Consider the following 22,563-nt stretch of genomic DNA (forward strand, 5'->3'; position numbering starts at 1 on the left):
CAGCAGATCCGGGCAGTAGGACCCCTCGGGAAGCTTTGTTACGGTCCGTCCACATTCTGCCCACAGGCAGCGGACAAAACGCGGAAACTCTGGCTGGGTGAGCGATCACCGCCGTCGCCGAGGTGCCGCCCGCCGGAATCCCTCCGGCCAGGAGCGCCCGCCCGTACCCTCCGCACCCACAGGAACCTCCATGAACCGTACCCCTCCCCTCGCCCCGGTCGGCCCCGCACCGGCTGTACCCCGCACCTCCGTGCGCGGCTGCACACCCGCGCAGACAACAGCCGTAGTGCTACTGGTCTTCGGGGGGTTCCTGCTGCCCGTCGTCGGCTGGCTGATCGGCCTGGCCGTGTGGTTGCCGGCCCGCGGATGGAGCGGTCGCGCCAAAGTGGCGGGGGCCCTGGTGTGGCCGCTGGCCGCTCTGGTGGTGATCCTCACCAGTGCCGTGGCGTACTGGCTGATCCTGCCACTGGGCGACCCCGTCTCCTCCGTCGCCACCTCTCTGTTCCTCCTGGTGCCCGGCAGCTGGCTCGTCCTGCTGCTGCTGGTGACCTGGGCCCTGCTCGGTGCCCGCCGCACGGAGCACGGCCGATGATCCGCCGCAGGACCGTCGCCGCATGGCTGGGCAGCGGGCTACTCCTCGCAGGCTGCGCTCCCCTGGACACGACGGGAAACCACGGCCACGCAGCAGGCCCCCGCAGCACCCCCGATGCGCCCTCGATCACCCGGACCTCCGTCACCGGCAATGACCTGCCCCGGGTGTCGCCGACCCCACAGCAGATACGCCGTACCGGGCCCGACCTCTCCGTGCCGCTCCGTGTGGACCTGCTCACCGCACAGGGCACCGACGCCCGCTCCGTCACCTTGGTGAAAGCGGCATTGCGCCGCGCGGGTGCCACCGACGTCCGCGTCTCTCCCCTCGGCGGTGCCGCGCCTCCCGCAGGACAGCTGACCGTCGTCATCGGAACCGTCTCGGCTCCGCACATGGCCGACAAGCTGGGAGGCAGCAAGGCCTTCGCCTCCGGGACACTGCCGCCTGAGGGCTACCAGATCACCACCGGCAACCTCGACGGCCATACCGGAGTGCTGCTCGCGGGCGCCGACGGCGACGGTGTCTACTACGCAGCCCAGACCTTCAGCCAGCTGGCCACCGACGGCCGGATAGCGGGCGCCACGGTCGTCGACCACCCCGCCATGCCGCTGCGCGGGGTCGTCGAGGGTTTCTACGGCAAGCCCTGGACCCACGCGGAACGCCTGGACCAGATCGCCTTCTACGGCTCCGTCAAGCTGAACACCTACCTGTACGCGCCCAAGGACGACCCGTACGAACGTGACCGCTGGCGTGAGCGCTACCCGAGGAAACTGGAACGCGAGCTGGCCGAGCTGGCCCAGCACGCCGCCGACCATCACGTGCGCTTCACGTATGTCCTGTCCCCGGGCAAGTCCATCACCTACAACAATGCGCGCGACCGCCAGGCCCTGACCGGCAAGCTCCAGTCCCTGTACGACCTGGGGATCAGGGACTTCGCCCTGGCCTTCGACGACATCCACCCGCTGCCCGTATGGAACGGTGCCGCGGACTTCGCCCGTTACGGGCCCGTCTCGGAGCAGTCCGCCGCCGCCGCTCAGGCCGACCTCACCAACCGCGTGCAGCGCGAGTTCGTCGACCGGCACCGCGGCATGCGCCCGCTGCAGTTCGTGCCCACGGAGTACAGCGACCTCGCCGACACCCCGTACAAGAAGACCCTGCGCCGCGCCCTGGACGACCGCGTGCAGGTGTGGTGGACGGGCGCCGACGTGGTGCCCACCTCCATCACCACCGCACAGACCCGCCGAGCCGCCGACGTGTGGGGCCACGACGTGCTGCTCTGGGACAACTACCCCACCAACGACTACGACCACGCCGCCGGACGCCTGCTGCTCGCCCCCTACGCCAAGCGCACCCCCAGGCTCGGCGAGCACCTCAGCGGCGTCGCGCTCAATCCGATGAACCAGGCATCGGCCAGCAAGATCGCCGAATTCACCGGCGCCGACTACTCCTGGAACCCGCAGGCCTACCGGCCCACTGACTCCTGGCACAGCGCCGCGGCACACATGACCGCCCACGACCCGCAAGGCACCCGCGCCCTGCTGACCTTCCTCGACACCCAGCACCTGGCGCCCAGTTGGACCGGCACACCGTGGCAGCCCGCAGCTCCCGCCCTCAAGGCCCGGCTGGATGCCGTCGAACGATCCTGGCGCACGGGCAGGAAAGACCAAGCGGTCACGGCACTGCGCGCGCAGACACGCTCACTCGCCGAAGCCCCCGCCGAGATCCGCAGAGCCGTCACCGACCCGGGTTTCGCCGCCGAGACCAAGCCCTGGCTGGACGCACTCACCCTGTGGGCCAAGGCCCTTGAGCACACCTGTGACGGGCTCGAACGCCGTGCCAAGGGTGAGGAGGGCAAGGCCACCCGCTCGTTCACCGCAGCGGCCGGGCTCGCGCGCGAGGCGGCCGCGGTCCGCACCATCCCCGGCGCCACCCGCCCGCACGGCAACGTCAAGGTCGCCGACGGCGTACTCGACACCTTCATCCACCGAGCCGCGAAATCCCTGTAGGACATGGAGCAAGGGCAGGCCGGGGTTTTGGTCCGCGACTGGTCCGGAACGGCTGGTCAGGAGCGGGACAGCGATGGGAGAAACTGGGAGTTACGACGTAAACCGGGCCCCGGGCTCGGCAGGCCGAGCGGAAGGCGCCTGACGGGCAAAAGTCCAGGTCAGGCGCCTTTCTCGCGCCTCTAGAAGAAACCGAGCTTCTTCGGCGAGTACGACACCAACAGGTTCTTCGTCTGCTGATAGTGGTCCAGCATCATCTTGTGGGTTTCGCGGCCGATGCCGGACTGCTTGTAGCCGCCGAAGGCGGCGTGGGCGGGGTAGGCGTGGTAGCAGTTGGTCCAGACGCGGCCGGCCTGGATGGCTCGGCCCGCGCGGTAGGCGAGGGAGCCGTCGCGGGTCCAGACGCCGGCGCCGAGGCCGTAGAGGGTGTCGTTGGCCAGGGTCATCGCCTCGTCGAAGTCGGAGAACGGGGCCACCGCCACGACCGGGCCGAAGATCTCCTCCTGGAAGATCCGCATGTCGTTGTTGCCCTCGAAGACGGTCGGGCGGACGTAGTAGCCGCCCTCCAGTTCGCCGCCCAGTTCGGCGCGGGTGCCGCCGGTGAGGATCCGGGCGCCTTCCTTCTGGCCGATGTCGAAGTAGGAGAGGATCTTCTCCAGTTGGTCGTTGGACGCCTGCGCGCCGATCATGGTGTCGGTGTCCAGCGGGTGGCCCTGGACGATCTTCTCCGTACGGGACACACCGGCCGCCAGGAAGTCCGCGTAGTGCCCGCGCTGGATCAGGGCGCGGGACGGGCAGGTGCACACCTCGCCCTGGTTGAGGGCGAACATGGTGAAGCCTTCGAGGGCCTTGTCCTGGAAGTCGTCGGCCGCCCGCGAGACGTCGTCGAAGAAGATGTTGGGGCTCTTGCCGCCCAACTCCAGTGTCACCGGGCGGAGATGCTCGGAGGCGTACTGCATGATCAGGCGGCCGGTGGTGGTCTCGCCGGTGAAGGCGATCTTGGCGACCCGGGGGCTGGACGCCAGCGGCTTGCCCGCCTCGACGCCGAAGCCGTTGACGATGTTGACCACGCCCGGCGGCAGCAGGTCCGCGATCAGGCTCATCAGGAAGTGCACCGAGACGGGGGTCTGCTCGGCGGGCTTGAGGACCACCGCGTTGCCGGCGGCCAGCGCCGGGGCCAGCTTCCAGGTCGCCATCAGGATCGGGAAGTTCCAGGGGATGATCTGGCCGACCACGCCCAGCGGCTCGTGGAAGTGGTAGGCGACGGTGTCCTCGTCGATCTGCGAGAGGGTGCCCTCCTGGGCCCGCAGCGCGCCCGCGAAGTAGCGGAAGTGGTCGATGGCCAGCGGGATGTCCGCGGCCAGCGACTCCCGCACGGGCTTGCCGTTCTCCCAGCTCTCGGCGACCGCCAGGGCCCCCAGATGCTCTTCCATCCGGTCGGCGATCTTGTTGAGGATGGTGGCGCGTTCGGCGGCGGGGGTGCGCGCCCAGCCGGGGGCGGCGGCGTGCGCGGCGTCCAGGGCGCGCTCGACGTCCTCGGCGGTGCCGCGGGCGACCTCGGTGAACGGCCGGCCGTCGACCGGCGTCGGGTTCTCGAAGTACCGGCCCTGGGCGGGCGGTACGTACTCACCGCCGATCCAGTGGTCGTAGCGGGACTGGTAGCTCATCACGGCATCGGCGGAACCGGGGTTCGCAAAACGTGCCACGGGACGGCCTCCCCATCGTTCGTTGGTGCGCCCCGCCGCTCCCGTGCGGCGGGCGGTGGGGGGAGGGTAGGGCGGTGGAGGTTGCGCGAACGTTGCGCGGCCGCGGTGGGGGAGCGGGGGCGGCCGCCGGAGCGGTTCCTCAGCCCGCGGTGGCCCGGGTGCGTCCGGTGAAACCGCCGGTCAGGCCGTACTCGACGCGCAGCCGCCCGGCGGCGGCGAGGGACGCGGTGCGGGCCGTGGAGCGCTCCGGCAGGGCCTCCACCAGGGCCTCCCGGACCTCCAGGTCGTGTTCGCCCCACGGCGTGTGCGCCCAGGCGCGCAACTGGTCCGGATCGCCGGCGGTGAGCAGCGCCCGGCGCATCCGGTCCTCCGAAGCGGTCCGCAGCCGGCGGATGCCGGGCGCCTCCGACGACGGCAGCAGCGGACCGCGGTAGGCGTCGAGGGCCGCGGTGAGGTGGCGCGCCGTGAGCTCCCGCTCCACGGTGCACAGGTCGGTCTCGACCGGGGTGCTCAGGCGGTACGGGCGGGAGTGCAGCAGCGGGCCGACCAGCTGGCGCAGCCGGAAGAGCTCGGCCCGCAGGGTCACCGGGCGCATCTCCCGCTCGCCGTACAGCAGCGCCGCGAGCTGCTCGCCCGTCAGACCGCCCGGGTGGCGGGCCAGCAGCACCATGATCTCGCTGTGCCGGCGGCCGAGGCGCAGCCGTTCACCGTCCCGCACCAACAGGGCCTCGTCCCGGCCGAGCGCCGTGAGGTACGTACCGAACTCCCGTGGGGAGGCGGCCAGATGGGCCTCCGCGGCGCGGGCGGTGGCCTGCACCAGCGCCAGGCTGTGCGGGGTGGCCAGGTGGTCGCCGCCGGTGATGTCCACCGCGCCCAGCAGCCGGCCGGTCCGCAGGTCGTGCAGCGGGGCGGCGGCGCAGGTCCAGGGCTGCACCCGCCGGTTGTAGTGCTCGGTGGCGAAGATCTGGACGGCGTGGTCGGCGGCGAGCGCGGTGCCGGGGGCGTTGGTGCCGGCGTGGCGCTCGTCCCAGCGGGCGCCGACCACAAAGTTCATCCGCTCGGCGCGGCGGAGCACCCCGCGGTGCCCCTCGACCCACAGCAGCCGCCCCTGCGGATCGCAGACCGCCAGCAGATGGGCCCCGTCCTGGGCGATGCCGCCCAGCAGCTCCCGGAAGACCGGCATCGCGCGGGCCAGCGGGTGCGCCTCGCGGTAGCTGCGCAGCGCGGCCTCGTCGAGTTCGACGGGGGCCATCCCGTCCGGTGCCGCGCACGCCCGCGCCGAACGGCGCCAGGAGTCGGCGACGACCTGCCGGATCGGCGGCGCCACCGTCCCGTCGGCGAGGAACGCCTCGTGCGCCCTGCGCACCGTGCGGATGCGCTCGCCGGGATCGGCGCCCGCCTCCATCGCCAGCCAAGGGTTGACCACGCGTCACCTCTCCGATACGGCTCCAAGCCTCGTACGCGGATGGTGCTCGCACCGGACGGTGGCGTAAACCCCGCTCCGGCGCGTCGGCTCAGACGGCCGCGCCGCCCGCCCGGAGCCGCAGGCCGTCCGCCACGATCAGATCCGAGGTGACCAGCGCCTGCTCCGCGGTCACCCGCGTCATGGAGACGAACGGCGGGACGACCGGGGGTTCGCCCTTCGGGCGCCGTGCCGTTCGATCCGCTCACTGCGTCCTCCCCGGGGCAGTGGTCGAATGCGCAAGGGAAGTGCTGCGTGGAGCCGTCCGCGAGCCCGCCGCAGACTAGAAGGATCCCGCCTGACGTTCTGTCATACTGCGCGGAATTCTCGGTAGTTGGAGATTAGGGCGGATTTTGAACAAGAGTCAACAGCGCGGACGGACGGCCTCTCGGACACCCCAGGGCACCGAGCGGTCCCAGGCACGACGCGCCGAACTGATAGCCACCGGGAAGGAGTTGTTCGCCGACACCTCGTACGACGCACTGTCCATGGACGACATCGCGCGCCAGGCAGGGGTCGCCAAGGGCCTGATCTACTACTACTTCACCAACAAGCGCGGCTACTACCTGGCGATCATCGAGGACGCGGTGGCCGAACTGGTCGCGCGCGCCGGCAGCACCCACGACCTGCCGCCCGCCGAGCGCCTCCGGCACACCGTCGACGGCTATCTGCGCTACGCCCAGCACCACCAGGCCGCCTACCGCGCGATCGTCACCGGCGGAGTCGGCTTCGACGCCGAGGTGCTGGCCATCCGCGCCCGGGTCCGCACCCGGCTGCTGACCACCATCGCGCGGGGCGTCTGGGACCGCGAGGACCTCCCCCCGCTCGCCCGGACGGCACTGACCGGCTGGCTCTCCAGCGTCGAGGGCGTCACCCTCGACTGGATCGAGGAGCGGGAACTGCCGCGCGAGACCGTGGTGTCGCTGCTGGTGCGCGGGCTGGGCGACACCCTGCGCCTGATCGAGGAGTACGAGCCGGACTGCCCGGCGCCGCCCCGCCCGCCGCTCTGAGGCACCGGCGCCGCAGGCCGGGACGGACCGGGCCGGGAGAGCGCTCGGCGGCCCCGGCCGGGACGGACCGCGACCGGACACCGCGGAGCGGGCGGGAGGCCGCTGCCTCCCGCCCGCTCGCATCCCCCGTGTTTCCCACCACCTTGGCGAGGCCGCATCACCCCGCACTTGTCGGGGCTACTTGATGGCCTTGATCAGCTCGCCGTCCGGGGTGTCCCCGCTCAGCTCCCAGAAGAAGGTCCCGCCCAGCCCCTGGGCGTCTTTGTAGGCCATCTTGGTGCCGATGGTCTGCGGGGTGTCGTAACTCCACCACTGGTCACCGCACTTGGCGTACGCGGTGCCGGCGACCGTGCCGGTGGCCGGGCAACGGGCCTTGATCACCTTGTAGTCGTCGATGCCCGCCTCGTACTTGCCCGGTGCGGCACCGGTCGCGGTGCCGCCCGGCGCGTCCTGGGTGACGCCCTGCCAGCCGCGGCCGTAGAAGCCGATGCCCAGCAGCAGCTTGTTCGCCGGGACGCCGAGCTTCTTGAGCTTGGCGATGGTGTCGGTGGAGTTGAATCCGGCCTTCGGTATGCCGTCGTACGACGTCAGCGGGGAGTGCGGGGCGGTCGGGCCCTCGGCGTCCCAGCCGCCGAAGTAGTCGTAGGTCATCGCGTTGTACCAGTCGACATACTGCGACGCGCCCCCGTAGTCGGCGGCGTCCATCTTGCCGCCGTCCGAGGCGTCCGCGGTGATCGCCGCGGTCACCAGGCTGCCCTGGCCGAACTTGTCGCGGACCGCCTTGAGCACGTTCGTCAGGGCGTCCTTGCCGCTGGTGTCGCAGGTCAGGCCGCAGGCGTTGGGGTACTCCCAGTCGATGTCGATACCGTCGAAGACATCCGCCCAGCGCTTGTCCTTGACCAGGTCGTAGCAGGACTGGGCGAACGCCGCCGGGTTCTTGGCCGCCTCGCTGAAGCCGCCCGACCAGGTCCAACCGCCGAACGACCACAGCACCTTGAGGTCGGGGTGCAGCTTCTTGAGCTTGCGCAGCTGGTTGAAGTTGCCGCGCAGGCCGTTGGGATCGTCCCAGGTGTCGGCCTTGCCGTCGACGCTCTGGTCGGCGGTGAACGCCTTGTCGTAGTCGGCGTAGGCGTCGCCGATGGCGCACTTGCCGCCCTGGACGTTGCCGAAGGCGTAGTTGATGTGCGTGAGCTTGTCCGCGGAACCGGAGGTCTCGACGTTCTTGACCTGGTAGTTGCGGTCGTAGATGCCCCAGTCGGTGAAGTAGCCGACGACCTTGTTTCCGGCCGCGGTGGTCTGGGCCGCGGTGCCCGGACGGGGGGTGGGGGTGGTGTCCGCCGGGTGGGCGGAGGCCGAGCCGGCGAAGAGCGTGCCGGCCAGGGCCGCGGTACACAGGGCGGTCGCGGTGGCGATCAACTTCCGCGACGCTCGCATCCGGTGCGGTCTGAGCATGTCTTCTCCTCGGAGGGGGCGAGGGTGGGCATGACGGCGTCCCGGCACCCGCATGCCTGCCGAATTGGCATGAACGCGCGGAACGTTGGAGGAGAACGTAGAAGGACTAGACCAGTGAGTCAATGGTTCGGACCAATTTCCCCGAGGTCGTGCGCGGCGCCCCAAGTGGCCCGGTTCTGCCGGGCAATAGTTGATCAACCCGTGACGCCAGGCCGCCGATCGGGCATACTCCTAGCGCCACAGCTGCAGGTCATCGCCATCCGCGACCCGGAAAGCGATCATCGGCCAGGCACGACGGAATCCGGCGCCGCCGCCCTACCCCTGGCGCGCGTCGCCGCAGCGCCCGAGAGGGAGGAGAGCGCCGCCATGACCGAGTACGTTCCCCCGCCGGTGGACCGCAGGTTGCCCACCGAGGAGGCCCGCGACCTGATGGCCTTGGTACGGGAGCTCGCCGAGCGTGAGATCCGGCCGGCCGCCGCGGAGGAGGAGGAAGCCGGCGACTTCCCGCGCGCCCTGTTCACCCTGCTCTCCGAGTCGGGCCTGCTCTCCCTGCCGTACGCCGAGGAGTTCGGCGGCGGCGACCAGCCCTACGAGGTCTACCTCCAGGTCCTGGAGGAGCTCGCGGCCGCCCGGCTCACCGTCGGTCTCGGCGTCAGCGTGCACACGCTCGCCTGTCACGCTCTCGCCGGCTTCGGCACCAAGGAGCAGCGCGCCGAGCACCTCCCGGCCATGCTCGGCGGCGGTCTGCTCGGCGCCTACTGCCTCTCCGAGCCCGCCTCCGGCTCCGACGCCGCCTCCCTCACCACCCGCGCCACCCGCAGCGGCGACACCTGGACCATCGAGGGCACCAAGGCCTGGATCACCCACGGCGGCGTGGCCGACTTCTACACCGTGCTGGCACGCACCGGCGGCACCGGCGCCCACGGCATCACCGCCTTCCTCGTGCCCGGCGACGCCGAGGGGCTCTCGGCGGCCAGGCCCGAGCACAAGATGGGCATGCAGGGCTCGCCCACCGCGCAGATGCACTTCGACGGCGTCCGGGTGCCCGACGCCCGCCGCCTCGGCGACGAGGGCCAGGGCTTCTCCATCGCACTCGCCGCCCTGGACTCCGGCCGCCTGGGCATCGCCGCCTGCGCCATCGGCGTCGCCCAGGCCGCTCTGGACGAGGCCCTGTCCTACACCGCCGGACGCCGCCAATTCGGCCGCCCGATCGCCGACTTCCAGGGCCTGCGCTTCATGCTCGCGGACATGGCGACCCAGGTGGAGGCGGGCCGCGCGCTGTATCTGAGCGCCGCCCGGCTGCGCGACGCCGGCCTGCCGTTCTCCAAGGAGGCGGCGATGGCCAAGCTCTTCTGCACCGACACCGCGATGCGGGTCACCACCGACGCCGTCCAACTCCTCGGCGGCTACGGCTACACCGTCGACTTCCCGGCCGAGCGCTATATGCGCGAGGCCAAGGTGCTCCAGATCGTCGAGGGCACCAACCAGATCCAGCGCATGGTGATCGCCCGCCACCTGGCAGGGCCGGAGTCCCGCTGAGCCGACGGGGCGGGCCGGTGCTGTCCGCAGCGCCGGCCCGCCCCGCCCGGTCGGATCAGTCGCCGAGCCCCTTCATGCCGGTGGCCGTCCCGATCGCCACCACCAGCGCCCCGGGTGCCACCTCCAGGTCGCGGGCCACGGCCACCGAGACCGCGGACGACGGTTCCAGCAGCACCCCCTCGGCGGCCAGCCGCCGGTGCTCGGCCAGCGCCACCTCGTCGTCCACCGCCACGGCGGTGCCGCCGGTGCGCCACAGGGCGTCCAGTCCCTGCCAGCACGGCCGGTCCCCACCCAGCGAGAACGCCACCGACGGGCCCGCTTCGACCCGGACCCGCTCCTGCTCGGCCCGGTCGGCCAGGCGCAGCGCGGCGGTGAACGGCGCCGCCGGCGTGGCCTCCGCGACCACCAGCCGCGGCATCGCGGCGATCAGCCCGGCCTCCGCCAACTCCCGGAAGCCGCGGGCGATTCCGGCCAGCAGGTCCCCGCGACTGGTCGGCACCACCACCGCCTCGATCCGCCGCCCGGCGAAATCCCGGGCCAGCTCGTAGGCGACCGACTTGTACCCCTCGTTCCCGTACGGATTGCTGCCCGGCCTGGACGCCGCGAAGCTGGTCAGCGGATACCAGCCGCGCTCCGCGACGGCCTCGGTCATCGCCACGTTCCGCGCCTCCCCGCCGCCGGGGACGACCACCCGCTCCGCCCCCAGCGCGTCGATCTGCGCCCGGAGCCCGGCCGGCACCGCATCGGTGGTGAACACCACGCAGCGCAGTCCGGCCCGGGCGGCGTAGGCCGCCGCCGACGCCCCCGCGTTCCCCGAGGACGCCGCGACCACGGTGTCCGCGCCGGCCGCCAGCGCCGCCGCCACCCCGACCGACATCGCCCGGTCCTTGTGCGAACCGGTCGGATTCCCGCCCTCGTACTTGAGCCACAACTCGGGCCCGTCGGCGGCCGGTTGGGCCGCGTTCCGGGCGTCGGAGCGCAGTCGGACGACAGGGGTGTTCCCCTCGCCCAGGGTGACCGGCGGGCCCGGCACCGGCAGCGCCGCCGGCCAGCCCCACGGGCCGCCCGGGTACGCCGCGAGGTCCAGCCCGGCCAGATCCGCCAGCGGGGGCGGGGTGTTGACGCCGATGCCGTCGCGGGCACAGGACCGGCAGCCGGTGAAGTCGTCCGCGGCATGACCGCAGCGCGCACAGTGCAGAGGGAGTGGGGGCATGATCGTCGCTCCTGGGGTCGAGATCGGTCCGGGGCCACGGGAACGAGCGCGACGGTAACAGGCGCAGACGCACTGCGCCACGTACATATGCCAGGGGTGTGACGCCTCGCCGCGCTGCGCCCGGATCCGCGCCGTCGACCGCGCACCACCGGGCGTCATGTCTCAGGCATGCGACAGGAATTGACTGTGTGGCGCCCTCGGCGCCCCACGCGACCCCGACCGCGTCCGCCCGCGGGCGCAAGTCCCAGCGGGATCGGTCGAGTTGCTCGCCTCTGCGGTGCCGGTACGGTCCCAGGCACCCGGGCAGCATCCAGCACACCCACGGCATCTGGTGTCTGCGTGGGTGGGGGAGGTGACGCTTGCCGGCCGCCGCTGCTGCGCCGCGGCCGGCGGACGGCTCAGCTCCGGCGACGCGAGCGCGGCACCCGGGCCGCCCGCTCGCCCGGACCGCCGGGGTGCGAGAACGGCTGGCGGCGCCAGTCCAGGCCCTCGGGGAGCGTCAACAGGATGGCGGCGTCCTGTTCGTGAGTGTCCATCATGTCGTCGGTGTCGGGGGCGTCGGACGCCGGCCGGCCGGAGCCCTGGCACACCGCCAGCGCGAACGGGTTCCACGGCGAGGGGCACAGTGCGTGCTCCGGGAGCGTGTCCTCGTCCGCCAGCAGCGCGATCGGCTGCCGGCAGTCCGGGCAGGTCACACGGTAGATCTCATAGGTGTCGAAGGCATCGTCCGCGTCGTCCTCGACCGGAAAGCCGAAACTGTCGCCCTCCTGGGCGGCGACGTTGGCCACGGCAGAGTCCTGCTTCAGGCGTCGCATGATGTCCATCCCCCTCGGGTGGGCCACTCGGACCGCTGACTTCGTTCGTGTGACCGGCGGTCTCGGCCAACACCAGCAATGCCCTTCATGCCGGGCGCATAATCGCGGGCGCCCCACAGACCCCGCGTCACCGGTGTGGCGTTCCTCACACGGGTCGGTGTACAGGTGGTCGAGATGGGGCGCGCGGTGCGCGCACGCGCCTGCGCGCAGTAGGTTGAGCGGGTGGAGGAGTTGGACCGACAAATCGTGGATCTGCTCGTCAAGGACGGGCGGATGAGCTACACCGACCTGGGCAAGGCCACCGGCCTGTCCACCTCGGCGGTGCATCAGCGGGTGCGCCGCCTGGAGCAGCGCGGGGTGATCCGCGGCTACGCCGCCATCGTCGACCCCGAGGCCGTGGGCCTGCCGCTCACCGCCTTCATCTCGGTCAAACCCTTCGACCCCAGCGCCCCCGACGACATCGCCGACCGGCTCGCCGAGGTCCCCGAACTGGAGGCGTGCCACAGCGTCGCCGGCGACGAGAACTACATCCTCAAGGTCCGCGTCGCCACCCCGCTGGAGCTGGAGCACCTGCTCACCCGCATCCGCACCCTCGCCGGCGTCTCGACCCGCACCACGGTGGTGCTCTCCACCCCCTACGAGTCCCGCCCGCCGCGGATCTGACCCCGGGCGCTTCCGGCGGATCTCCGCGGTGCCCGGCGCGCGTCACGCTGCGTCCCAAGGGTGCGGCGCCCATGCGGCGTTGCTGGCGTGTCTCTGTGACTCCGCGAGGGAGGCACCCCGGCGCCCTGCGCTCCAGCTCGCCGCCCCATCTTTCGTGGAGATCGGCCAGAGGTGCCCCAGGCCGGGAATCGACCCCGGGCGCCCGGCGCCCCCGCGCAGGGGCGAGACTGTGCGGTATGAGCGAGCGCAACTCCGAGCAGGCCCCCCGTACCGTCCTCCTGCGGGGCGGTGAGGTGCACAGCCCCGCCGACCCCTTCGCCACCGCGATGGTCGTCGAGGGCGACCGGATCGCCTGGGTCGGCGAGGAGGGCGCGGCCGACTCCTTCGCCGACGGCGTCGACGAGATCGTCCAGCTCGACGGCGCGCTCGTCACCCCGGCGTTCACAGACGCACATGTGCACACCACGGCCAGCGGGCTGGCCCTCACCGGCCTGGACCTCGCCGGCGCCGCCACCCTGGCCGACGCCCTCGACCGGATCCGCGCGTTCGCCGCCGGCCGCCCGGCCGACACCGTCCTGCTCGGCCACGGCTGGGACGCCAGCGCCTGGCCCGAGGGACGCCCGCCGTCCCGCGCCGAACTGGACGCCGCCGCCGACGGCCGCCCGCTGTACCTCACCCGCATCGACGTGCACTCCGCCGTCGTCACCACCGCCCTGCTCGACCTGGTCCCCGGCGTCCGCGAGCGGTCCGGTTTCCACCCCGACGGGCCGCTGACCGGCGACGCCCACCACGCCGTGCGGGCCGCCGCGTACGCCACCGTCACCCCCGCCCAGCGGGCCGAGGCGCAGGCCGCCGCACTGGCCCGGGCCGCCTCGCTCGGCATCGGCACCGTCCACGAGTGCGGCGGCCCGGAGATCTCCAGCGAGGACGACTTCACCGCGCTGCTCGCCCTGGCCGCCGAGGGCACCGGCCCGCGCGTCATCGGCTACTGGGCCCAACTGATCGCATCCGCAAAGGAAGCCGACCGGATCCGCGACCTCGGCGCCCACGGTGCCGCCGGCGACCTCTTCGCCGACGGCTCGCTCGGCTCGCACACCGCCCATCTGCACGCCCCCTACGCCGACGCCGGCCACACCGGCACCGCGCACCTGGACGCCGACGCCATCGCCGCCCACGTCGCCGCCTGCACCGAGGCCGGCATCCAGGCCGGCTTCCACGCCATCGGCGACGCCGCGCTGACCGCCGTCACCGACGGCGTCCGGGCCGCCGCCGACCGGGTCGGCCTGGCCCGCGTCCGCGCCGCCCGGCACCGCGTCGAGCACGCCGAGATGCTCACCGACGCCACCATCGCCGCCTTCGCCGACCTCGCCCTGACCGCCTCCGTGCAGCCCGCCTTCGACGCGGCCTGGGGCGGCCCCGACGGGATGTACGCGACCCGCCTCGGCGCCGACCGCGCCGCCGGCCTCAACCCCTACGCCGCCCTGCTCAAGGCCGGCGTCCCACTCGCCCTCGGCTCCGACAGCCCGGTCACCCCGCTCGACCCCTGGGGCACCGTGCGCGCCGCCGTCTTCCACCGCACCCCCGCCCACGGCATCTCCGCCCGCGCCGCGTTCACCGCCCACACCCGCGGCGGCTGGCGCGCCATCGGCCGCGACGACGCCGGCGTCCTGGTGCCCGGTGCCCCCGCCGACTACGCGGTCTGGCAGACCGGCGAGCTGATCGTCCAGGCCCCCGACGAGCGCGTCGAGCGCTGGTCCACCGACCCCCGCTCCGGCACCCCGGGCCTGCCCGATCTCACCCCCGGCAACGACCTTCCGCGCTGCCTGCGCACGGTCGTCGGCGGCCGGCTGGTCTTCGACCGGCCGAACGAGTGACATCGGCGGCGCCCGTGGCGCCGGACACCGCGCCGAAACCTGCCCGCCCCACCTGGGAACGCTCGGCACTGACCTGGGACGACGCGAAAACGCCGCAGACGGAGCGACTGTTGACAGCAGCCGCCGGTGGGCCGGTAGGTTCGGCCGAGTCCACCACAGGACGTCCGACCGGGAGACCTCCGCGCTGCCGTCGCACGCAGCTGGGCCATGGGGCGGCGAGCCATCCGGCACACCGCCACTGGGAGCCAGGTCCAGCGCCAGAGCGATGGCCAGGTCGGTCGGCAGGTGCGACCCGGGTGGGGCCCGGCGCTCAGTAGACAACGGCTCTCGGTCGACCCGCAGCCAGCGGGTCCCAGGTCGGCCCGAAGGGCGCCGGGCCTCGATCCGCCCTCCCGTCACCCGACCTCCGCCCCCAGATGACGGCGCTGCGCGCCGACGGCCTTCCCGTCACCCGACCTCCACCCCCAGAAGACGGCGCTGCGCGCCGACCGCCCTCCCGTCACCCGACCTCCACCCCCAGATGACGGCGCTGCGCCCCGCCCGCCCTCCTGTCACCCGACGCCGGCGCCGGGCCCCGCCCGCTCCCCGCAGCCCCGAGCGCTGTCCACACCCCGCCCCCGCACTCCCGGCCTTCCGATGTACGGTCAGCTGACAACCGGACGACCTGCAGGAAGGCCCGCGACCGTGCCATCGGGTTCCGAGACCACCGCCGCCGTGCCCGGCACCGCGCCCGCCGGCACGGTGCCATCCGGCGCGACCGACGCCGAACACCGCCCCGGCCGCGCCCGCCGGCTGGCCGCTCTGGCCCGCCGCGAGGCGCCGCGCACCGCCCTCGCGGCCGTCGCCGGCCTCGCCCTCGGCCTGGCCTTCCCGCCGTACGGCCTGTGGCCGCTGTCCCTGGTCGCGGTGGCCGCACTGTCGCTGCTGACCCGCGGCCGCCGGGCCCGCCAGGGCGCCTGGACCGGCTTCGCCTTCGGGCTGCCGTTCTTCCTGCTCCTGCTGAAGTGGCTGCATGTGGTCGGCTGGGACGCGGTGGTGGGCCTGTCCCTCGCCGAGTCGCTGTTCGTCGTGCTGATGGGGGCGGGGCTGGCGCTCACCTCCCGCCTGCCCGGCTGGCCGCTGTGGGCCGCGTGCCTGTGGGTCGCCCAGGAGTGGGCGCGGGACCGCCTGCCGTTCGGCGGCTTCCCCTGGGGCCGGCTGGCCTTCGCCAACACCGGGTCGCCGTTCACCCCGCTCGCCGCGCTCGGCGGCGCCCCGCTGGTGACCTTCGCCGTCGCGCTGGCCGGCACTCTGCTGGCCGCCACCGCGGCCGGTCTGTGGGGACTGCGCCGGGGCGCCGGCCAGCGCGGACTGGTCCGGACGCTGGAGGCGTTCGGTCTGGCCGCCGCGGTCACCCTGGTCGGCCTGGCGGTCCCGGTCCCGACCAAGGCCGACGACTCCGTCCGGATCGCCGTCGTGCAGGGCAACGTCCAGCGGCCCGGGATGGACTTCCTGGGCCGCCCGATGAAGATCCTCGACAACCACGCCACCGCCACCGAGAAGCTCGCCGACGACGTCCGGCACCACCGCGTGCCCAAGCCGGACCTGGTCATCTGGCCGGAGAACTCTTCCGACCTGGACCCCTACCAGTTCCCGCAGGCGTACGACCGGATCGACGCGGCGGTGAAGGCGATCGGCGTCCCGGTCCTGGTCGGCGCCCTCGTCGACCACCCGACCAAGCCCGGCTACGTCTACAACGAGGGCATCGTCTGGGACCCCAAGACCGGGCCGGGCGCCTCGTACACCAAGCAGCACCCGGTGCCGTTCGGCGAGTACGTTCCCTTCCGGGAGCAGCTGAGCAAGATCATCACGCGGTTCAAGCGGGTGCCCCGCAACTTCTACCCCGGCGACCACACCGGTCTGCTGAAGGTCGGCCCGGCCAAGCTCGGCGACGTCATCTGCTTCGAGGTCGCCTACGACCAGATCGTCCATGACACCGCCGTCTCCGGCGCCCGTGCGCTGGTCGTCCAGACCAACAACGCCACCTACGGGCGCTCCGGCCAGCCCGAGCAGCAGTTGGCGATGTCCAAGCTGCGGGCCGTCGAGCACGGCCGGGCGGTGGTCACCGCGGCCACCAGCGGGATCAGCGCGGTGGTCGCTCCGGACGGGACCATTACGCACCAGATTCCCGAATTCACCCAGGGTGTGGTCTCCGCTCGCATCCCTCTGCGCGACGAAACGACGTTCGCCGACCGCGTTGGTGCGGCTCCCGAGTGGGTGCTCGCTATCGTGGGCGTCCTGTCCTGCGGGGCCGCCGTCATCGCCGGCCGCCGCGGACGCACGAAGGACGAGAAGGGACAGTAGTGACAGACGGTCAGCGGCAGTACGGACCGCTCGGCAGCACGTTGGTGATCATTCCGACGTACAACGAGGCGGAGAACATCAAGCCGATCGTCTCGCGGGTGCGGTCTGCCGTCCCCGAGGCGCACGTCCTGATCGCGGACGACAACAGCCCGGACGGCACCGGCAAGCTCGCCGACGAGCTGGCCGCCGCGGACGACCAGATCCACGTCCTGCACCGCGAGGGCAAGGAGGGGCTGGGCGCCGCCTACCTCGCGGGCTTCCGCTGGGGCACCGAGCACGGCCACGGCGTCCTGGTCGAGATGGATGCCGACGGCTCCCACCAGCCCGAGGAACTGCCCCGGCTCCTCACCGCCCTCAAGGGCGCCGACCTGGTGCTCGGCTCGCGCTGGGTGCCCGGCGGCCGGGTGGTGAACTGGCCCAAGCACCGCGAGTTCCTCTCCCGCGGCGGCAGCACCTACTCCCGGGTCATGCTGGACGTCCCGATCCGCGACGTCACCGGCGGCTTCCGCGCCTTCCGCGTGGAGACGCTCGAGGGCCTGGGCCTGAACGAGGTGGCCTCCCAGGGGTACTGCTTCCAGGTCGACCTGGCCCGCCGCGCCGTCCAGGCCGGCTACCACGTCGTCGAGGTCCCGATCACCTTCGTCGAACGGGAACTGGGCGACAGCAAGATGAACCGCGACATCGTCGTGGAGGCGCTCTGGCGGATCACCGCCTGGGGCGTGGGTTCCAAGGTGAGCAAGATCCGCGGCCGCTGACCTCCAGGCGGACCGGGCCAGGCACACTGGTGACATGACGTTCGGAGCCACGCCATCACCGAGTCCCCGCCCGCCCCGCTCGCGCGCCCGCCGGTTCGTCCCGCTGGGCATCGCCGCCTGGATGGTGCTGGAGATCTGGCTGCTGACCGTGGTCGCCGGCGCCACCAACGGCCTCACGGTATTCCTGCTGCTGGTCGCCGGAGTGCTGATCGGCGGCGCGGTGATCAAGCAGGCCGGCCGCCGCGCCTGGCGCAACCTCACCGAAGCCCTGCAGACCGGCGGCGCCCCCGACACTCCCCGCAAGACCGGGTCCGCGGGCACCGGCAACACCCTCCCGATGATCGGCGGGCTGCTGCTGATACTGCCCGGCCTGCTCTCGGACGTACTGGGGCTGGTCTGCCTCTTCCCGCCGACGGGGCGGCTGATCCTGCGTCGCGCGGACAAGCTGCTGAACCGGCCGGGCTTCACCCCCGGGACCCTCGGTGACGCCTATCAGCAGGCCCGGATGCACCGCCCGGACGGCAAGGTCGTCCAGGGCGAGGTGATCCACCCCGACGAGCCGCCGGCCACGCCCCGTCAGGACCCGCCGCTCACCCGCTGAGACCGTCCCGCACCAAGGGGCCGGGCCGGGCGTACGACGACGCCCGGCCCGGCCCCTTCAGTGCCGTTGCCTCCGTTACGTTCCGGAGCGCGCACGGCAAGGGCCGGTGTCACGGTAGATTGCGGTGACACCGGCCCTTGCCGCGAGCCGTTCGGCTCGGCCGCCGGTCAGGCGGACTTGCGGTTGCTGTCGCGCGGATGCACAGCGATGTTCATGGTGCCGGAGCGCAGGACCGCCAGCCGCTCGGCCAGCACCTCTTCCAGCTCCTCGCGGGTCCGCCGCTCCATGAGCATGTCCCAGTGCGTACGCGCGGGCTTGCCCTTCTTCTCCTCAGGACCATCCCCATCCACCAGAAGGGAGGGTGCACCGCAAACCTTGCACTCCCACTCCGGCGGAATCTCGGCCTCAACCGAGAACGGCATCTCAAAACGATGTCCGTTCTGGCATGCGTACTCCACCGCCTGGCGCGGGGCCAGGTCGATGCCGCGGTCGGTCTCGTAGCTGGTCACCACGAGGCGCGTACCGCGGAGAGCTCGCTCACTCATGAATCGTGCCTCCCGGGCTTGTCGCCCACAGGACAGGTGTCGCTGTCGTCGTCATCCGGTCAACGTCCGGTCGGCGGTGAAGATTCCCGTCATCGGGACATACGTCGCCTGCGTCGCCCGTCGTGCCGCCCCTTGTTGTACCCACCAGCGCCCGGTTTGTCACATCTGGCAGCAGATGTCACCCAGCGCCTCATGGGGTTGAGCACGCAGTAACGGTCCGCCTGGTGAGCCAAAGGCGTACACTACCGCCCCGCGCCCTCAAGGGCTAAATCCGGTCAGCCTCCGGGCCCCGGTCGTTGCGGTCGCCCGCCGCGCGGACCCCCTCGCCGGCGAGACGAACCGAGGACGAAGACCCCCACCAGGGGCGTGAGCCCCGCCTGGTCGCCCGGCCGCTCACCCGCCCATTTCGTGCGCGGAGAAATGCTCCGCTTCCCTGGCCGCGCGGGCTCGGACGGGAGAGGGCGCCGCCACCTCCACTGTCTGGAACGTCGACCGCGCTGCTGGGGGCCGGGCAGGGCTGCCGGCTCTCGTCGCGGTGGAGTGTGTAGGGGCACGTCCGCCGGTCCGGTATGATCATGGTGCAGCTTCGGCCCCCGGGTGGAAGTCGCGCGTCTGTGGTCCAAGGAAAGACGTCCACCAACCGGTGGGAAATGCAGGTGCAAGGCCTGCCGGGCGCTCCATGAGAGACCTCTTCCTCTTCAGGAAGGGGTCTCTTTTTCTTGTGTCTTCTTGGTGCCTGCTGCCTGGAGGCGGCCGCGTCGGGAGGTTCGCCGCGTGTGCGGGGTCGAGGCTTGCCTGTCGTCGCGCTCCCGCCGTCTGCCCGAAGGGCAGGCCGGGCGCCGGACGGGAGGCGGCGGGAGCGCGACGACGGGGCCTAGGCCCAGCAGCCCCTTTCGGTCAGGACCGTGCGCAGCGTCTCGATGTCGTCGGTGATGATGCCGTCCACGCCGAGATCCAGCAGCGCCCGCATCCGGGCGGCGTCGTTGATCGTCCAGACGTGGACCTGCATGCCCAGGGCGTGCGCGGCGCGCAGGAAGAGCGGGTCGACGACGCGGATGCCGGACTGCCGCTCGGGGACCTGGACGCAGACCGCGCTGCGCCGCACCGCCGCGCCCAGCAGCCGGTCCAGCGGCAGTGCCCCGCGTCCGTAGGAGCGCAGGCGCAGCCCGGCCACCCCGCGGGTGCCCAGCGAACTGGCCAGCCGGCCGCCGGCCAGCCGCTGCGCCCGTGCCACCCGGGCCTCGGAGAACGAGCCGACGCACACCCGGTCCCAGGCGCCGCTGCGGCGCAGCAGGGCGAGCAGCGGCTCCAGTGCGCCCTCCGCCTTGAGGTCGACGTTCCATCGCGCCGAGGGGAACTCCTCCAGCAGCTCCTCGAACAGCGGCAGTGGCTCGCGGCCGGCGACCCGGGCCCGGCGGACGGTCCGCCAGGGGAGGTCCGCGATGGTGCCCCGGGTGTCGGTGACCCGGTCCAGGGTGGTGTCGTGGAAGGCGACCAGGGCGCCGTCGCAGGTGGCGTGGACGTCGGTCTCCAGGTAGCGGTAGCCGAGGCCCACCGCGCGGCGGAAGGCGGCGGCGGTGTTCTCCAGACCGTCCGCGGCCCCGCCGCGGTGGGCGAAGGGCAGCGGACCGGGGTGGTCGAGGTAGGGGTGGCGCAGGTGTATCGCAGGGGTCACTTAAGGCAGTATCGCGCTCTCCGGTGACGGCTCGGGGGAGCGGGCCACCACGACCGAGGACGGCTCGGGCAGGCCCTTGATGGCGAAGCGGCGGAGGAAGAACTGGGCCAGCGGCCCGATCGCCAGGGCGTACACCACCGTGCCGACCCCGAGGGAGCCGCCGAGTGCGAAGCCCGCGGCGAGGACGGTCACTTCGATGCACGTCCGCACCAGTCGGACCGGTCGGCCGGTGCGCAGGTGCAGCCCGGTCATCAGCCCGTCGCGCGGGCCGGCGCCGAAGCGCGCCGAGATGTACAGGCCGGTCGCGGCTCCGTTGAGGACGACCGCGGTCACCAGCAGCGGGATGCGGATGGCCAGCAGCCGCACCTCGGGTACGAGCGCGATCGTGGCGTCCATGACGAGCCCGAGGATGACGACGTTCGAGACCGTGCCCAGGCCGGGGCGCTGGCGCAGCGGGATCCACAGCAGCAGGATCAGTGCCCCGGAGACGATCGTGACGGTGCCGATCGACACTCCCGTATGCCGTGCGAGGCCCTGGTTGAGCACGCTCCACGGCTCCAGGCCCAGCCCGGCCCGGACCATCAGGCCCATGCTCACGCCGTACGCCACCAGCCCCACGTAGAGCTGTACGAGACGGCGCGGTAGGTGCGACCCCCCGACGGTGGACCTCTGGGTTATGGACACGAATCTTCCCCCTCCTGGCAGGATTGGACTGGCGCATGCCACGATGTGGCATGACCGGGCTCTGGAAGTAGAGCCAATTCGCGGAAGGTGGACTGATCTTCATGGCACAGTGGACCTCCGCGGTGGGGGCGCCCCAGCTCGCCCGCCTGTTGCGTTCGCAGGACCCGCGGGCCGCTGAACTCACCGCCAACGGGCGGAAGTTGCCCGCCTACCGCAGCCTCGCCGACGGTGTCCGCCGGCTCGTCCTCGAAGGCCGGGTCCCGGTCGCCGCCCGGCTCCCCGCCGAGCGCGAGCTGGCCGCGGCCCTCGGTTTCAGCCGCACCACGGTGGCCGCCGCCTACGAGGCGCTGCGCGCCGAGGGGTTCCTGGAGTCCCGGCGCGGCTCGGGCAGCTGGACCGCCGTCCCGGCGGGCAACCCGCTGCCCACCCGGGGCCTGGAGCCGCTCCCGCCGGAGGCCGCCGGCTCGATGATCGACCTCGGCTGCGCCGCCCTGCCGGCCCCCGAGCCGTGGCTCACCCGCGCCGTCCAGGGCGCCATGGCCGACCTGCCGCTCTACTCCCACACCCACGGCGACTACCCGGCCGGTCTGCCCGTCCTGCGGCAGGCCCTCGCCGATCGGTACACCGCCCGCGGCATACCGACCATGCCCGAGCAGATCATGGTCACCACCGGCGCGATGGGCGCCGTCGCGGCGATCTGCCGCCTGTGTACCGGCCCCGGCGAGCGGGTGGCCGTCGACTCGCCCTCGTACGCCAACATCCTCCAGCTGATGCGGGACGCCGGCGCCCGGCTCGTCCCGGTCGCCCTCGGCGAGCGGCTGACCGGCTGGGACATCCCGGTCTGGCGCCAGGTGATGCGCGACGCCGCACCGCGGATGGCCTATGTCGTCGCCGACTTCCACAACCCCACCGGCTCCCTCGCCACCGAGGAGCAGCGCCGCCGCCTGGTGGACGCCGCGCGCTCGGCGGGCACCCTGCTCGTCGTCGACGAGACCATGACCGAGATCGTGCTCGATCCGGACACCGAACTGCCCCGCCCGGTCTGCGCGTTCGACCCGGCCGGCAGCTCCGTGATCACCGTCGGCTCGGCCAGCAAGGCGTTCTGGGCCGGTATGCGGATCGGCTGGGTGCGGGCCGCGCCCGACATCATCCGCAGCCTGGTCGCCGCCCGCGCCTACTCCGACCTCGGCTCACCGGTCCTCGAACAGCTCGCCATCGCCGCCCTGTTGGAGGGCGGCGGCTGGGAGGAGGCCGTCGAGATCCGCCGCGAGCAGGCCCGGGAGAACCGCGACGCCATCGTCGACGCGCTCCACCGGCACCTTCCCGACTGGGAGTACAGCGTTCCGCGCGGCGGCCTCACGCTCTGGGCCCGCACCGGCGGCCTCTCCGGCTCCCGGATCGCGGAGGCGGGGGAGCGGCTGGGGGTGCGGGTGCCGTCCGGGCCGCGGTTCGGCGTCGACGGTGCCTTCGAGGGCTTCGTGCGGCTGCCGTTCACAGTCAGTGGCGCGGTCGCCGACGAGGCGATGGCGCGGCTGGCGCGGGCGGCGGAGCTGGTGGCCACGGGTGCGCCGGTGGAGGCGGAGCCGATCCAGGCGTTCGTGGCCTGAGGCGTGTGCCGGTCGGCTGTTCCGGCC

Annotated in this window: 18 protein-coding genes; 10 read left to right on the top strand and 8 right to left on the bottom strand. The window is 72.7% G+C overall.

Features of this window, described 5'->3' with window-relative positions; genetic code table 11:
• The first annotated feature begins 190 nt into the window (after positions 1 to 190).
• Both ACIQE0_RS02470 and ACIQE0_RS02475 read left to right on the top strand, forming a co-directional pair.
• On the top strand, positions 191 to 592 hold the full coding sequence (locus tag ACIQE0_RS02470; RefSeq protein WP_366332931.1) for a hypothetical protein: 402 nt from the start codon (positions 191 to 193) through the stop codon (positions 590 to 592).
• A complete protein-coding gene (locus tag ACIQE0_RS02475; RefSeq protein WP_402328484.1) occupies positions 589 to 2,595 on the top strand; it encodes a beta-N-acetylglucosaminidase domain-containing protein in 2,007 nt (668 codons plus the stop codon). Before ACIQE0_RS02470 ends, ACIQE0_RS02475 begins: the two co-directional genes overlap by 4 nt.
• 179 nt (positions 2,596 to 2,774) lie before the next feature.
• On the opposite strand, the gene ACIQE0_RS02480 is transcribed toward ACIQE0_RS02475, so the two are convergent.
• Complete coding sequence (locus tag ACIQE0_RS02480; RefSeq protein ID WP_402328486.1) at positions 2,775 to 4,298, bottom strand: aldehyde dehydrogenase family protein; 1,524 nt, start codon at positions 4,296 to 4,298, stop codon at positions 2,775 to 2,777.
• 139 nt (positions 4,299 to 4,437) lie between these two features.
• On the bottom strand, positions 4,438 to 5,724 hold the full coding sequence (locus ACIQE0_RS02485) for a GAF domain-containing protein (protein ID WP_402328488.1): 1,287 nt from the start codon (positions 5,722 to 5,724) through the stop codon (positions 4,438 to 4,440).
• Between the two features lie 389 nt (positions 5,725 to 6,113).
• Between ACIQE0_RS02485 and ACIQE0_RS02490 the strand changes: the two genes are divergently transcribed.
• Positions 6,114 to 6,770, top strand: coding sequence for a TetR/AcrR family transcriptional regulator (locus tag ACIQE0_RS02490; RefSeq protein WP_402328490.1), 657 nt, complete (start codon positions 6,114 to 6,116; stop codon positions 6,768 to 6,770).
• Positions 6,771 to 6,947: 177 nt separating this feature from the next.
• Here the strand turns inward: ACIQE0_RS02490 and ACIQE0_RS02495 are convergent, their stop codons facing one another.
• Entirely contained in the window at positions 6,948 to 8,222 is a 1,275-nt protein-coding gene (locus ACIQE0_RS02495) for a glycoside hydrolase family 18 protein (RefSeq protein WP_366332921.1), read from the bottom strand.
• Positions 8,223 to 8,588: 366 nt separating this feature from the next.
• Here ACIQE0_RS02495 and ACIQE0_RS02500 point away from each other — a divergent pair, with 366 nt between their 5' ends.
• Positions 8,589 to 9,761 (top strand): acyl-CoA dehydrogenase family protein, encoded by a 1,173-nt coding sequence (locus ACIQE0_RS02500; protein WP_366332919.1) that lies wholly within the window; start codon positions 8,589 to 8,591, stop codon positions 9,759 to 9,761.
• Between the two features lie 55 nt (positions 9,762 to 9,816).
• Here the strand turns inward: ACIQE0_RS02500 and ACIQE0_RS02505 are convergent, their stop codons facing one another.
• Positions 9,817 to 10,974 (bottom strand): pyridoxal-phosphate dependent enzyme, encoded by a 1,158-nt coding sequence (locus ACIQE0_RS02505; RefSeq protein WP_402328492.1) that lies wholly within the window; start codon positions 10,972 to 10,974, stop codon positions 9,817 to 9,819.
• Positions 10,975 to 11,372: 398 nt separating this feature from the next.
• A complete protein-coding gene (locus ACIQE0_RS02510; RefSeq protein ID WP_366332915.1) occupies positions 11,373 to 11,798 on the bottom strand; it encodes a hypothetical protein in 426 nt (141 codons plus the stop codon).
• Between the two features lie 213 nt (positions 11,799 to 12,011).
• Here ACIQE0_RS02510 and ACIQE0_RS02515 point away from each other — a divergent pair, with 213 nt between their 5' ends.
• The 5 genes from ACIQE0_RS02515 to fxsA all read left to right on the top strand — a co-directional run bounded on the left by ACIQE0_RS02515 (position 12,012) and on the right by fxsA (position 18,025).
• The gene (locus tag ACIQE0_RS02515; RefSeq protein ID WP_030804095.1) at positions 12,012 to 12,452 is read left to right on the top strand and encodes an Lrp/AsnC family transcriptional regulator; all 441 of its coding nucleotides are present in this window, start codon (positions 12,012 to 12,014) and stop codon (positions 12,450 to 12,452) included.
• Positions 12,453 to 12,688: 236 nt separating this feature from the next.
• Entirely contained in the window at positions 12,689 to 14,326 is a 1,638-nt protein-coding gene (locus ACIQE0_RS02520) for an amidohydrolase (protein ID WP_402328495.1), read from the top strand.
• A gap of 636 nt (positions 14,327 to 14,962) precedes the next feature.
• A complete protein-coding gene (lnt, locus tag ACIQE0_RS02525) occupies positions 14,963 to 16,669 on the top strand; it encodes an apolipoprotein N-acyltransferase (RefSeq protein WP_402328497.1) in 1,707 nt (568 codons plus the stop codon).
• The gene (locus ACIQE0_RS02530) at positions 16,669 to 17,424 is read left to right on the top strand and encodes a polyprenol monophosphomannose synthase (RefSeq protein ID WP_366332909.1); all 756 of its coding nucleotides are present in this window, start codon (positions 16,669 to 16,671) and stop codon (positions 17,422 to 17,424) included. The genes lnt and ACIQE0_RS02530 overlap by 1 nt, the downstream gene beginning before the upstream one ends.
• Before the next feature lie 34 nt (positions 17,425 to 17,458).
• Positions 17,459 to 18,025, top strand: a complete 567-nt coding sequence (gene fxsA, locus ACIQE0_RS02535) for an FxsA family membrane protein (protein WP_402328498.1) — start codon at positions 17,459 to 17,461, stop codon at positions 18,023 to 18,025.
• Between the two features lie 167 nt (positions 18,026 to 18,192).
• On the opposite strand, the gene ACIQE0_RS02540 is transcribed toward fxsA, so the two are convergent.
• The 3 genes from ACIQE0_RS02540 to ACIQE0_RS02550 all read right to left on the bottom strand — a co-directional run bounded on the left by ACIQE0_RS02540 (position 18,193) and on the right by ACIQE0_RS02550 (position 20,836).
• On the bottom strand, positions 18,193 to 18,570 hold the full coding sequence (locus ACIQE0_RS02540) for an RNA polymerase-binding protein RbpA (RefSeq protein ID WP_026170122.1): 378 nt from the start codon (positions 18,568 to 18,570) through the stop codon (positions 18,193 to 18,195).
• An 874-nt stretch (positions 18,571 to 19,444) separates the two neighbouring features.
• Positions 19,445 to 20,245 (bottom strand): glycerophosphodiester phosphodiesterase, encoded by an 801-nt coding sequence (locus ACIQE0_RS02545; protein WP_402328500.1) that lies wholly within the window; start codon positions 20,243 to 20,245, stop codon positions 19,445 to 19,447.
• A complete protein-coding gene (locus ACIQE0_RS02550) occupies positions 20,246 to 20,836 on the bottom strand; it encodes a YitT family protein (RefSeq protein WP_402328644.1) in 591 nt (196 codons plus the stop codon).
• 194 nt (positions 20,837 to 21,030) lie between these two features.
• On the opposite strand from ACIQE0_RS02550, the gene ACIQE0_RS02555 reads away from it, so the two are divergent.
• Entirely contained in the window at positions 21,031 to 22,536 is a 1,506-nt protein-coding gene (locus ACIQE0_RS02555; RefSeq protein ID WP_366332903.1) for a PLP-dependent aminotransferase family protein, read from the top strand.
• Positions 22,537 to 22,563: the final 27 nt, after the last annotated feature.

Origin of the sequence: Streptomyces sp. NPDC093097 (genome assembly GCF_044754325.1) — a bacterium.
Taxonomy (GTDB): Bacteria; Actinomycetota; Actinomycetes; order Streptomycetales; family Streptomycetaceae; genus Streptomyces.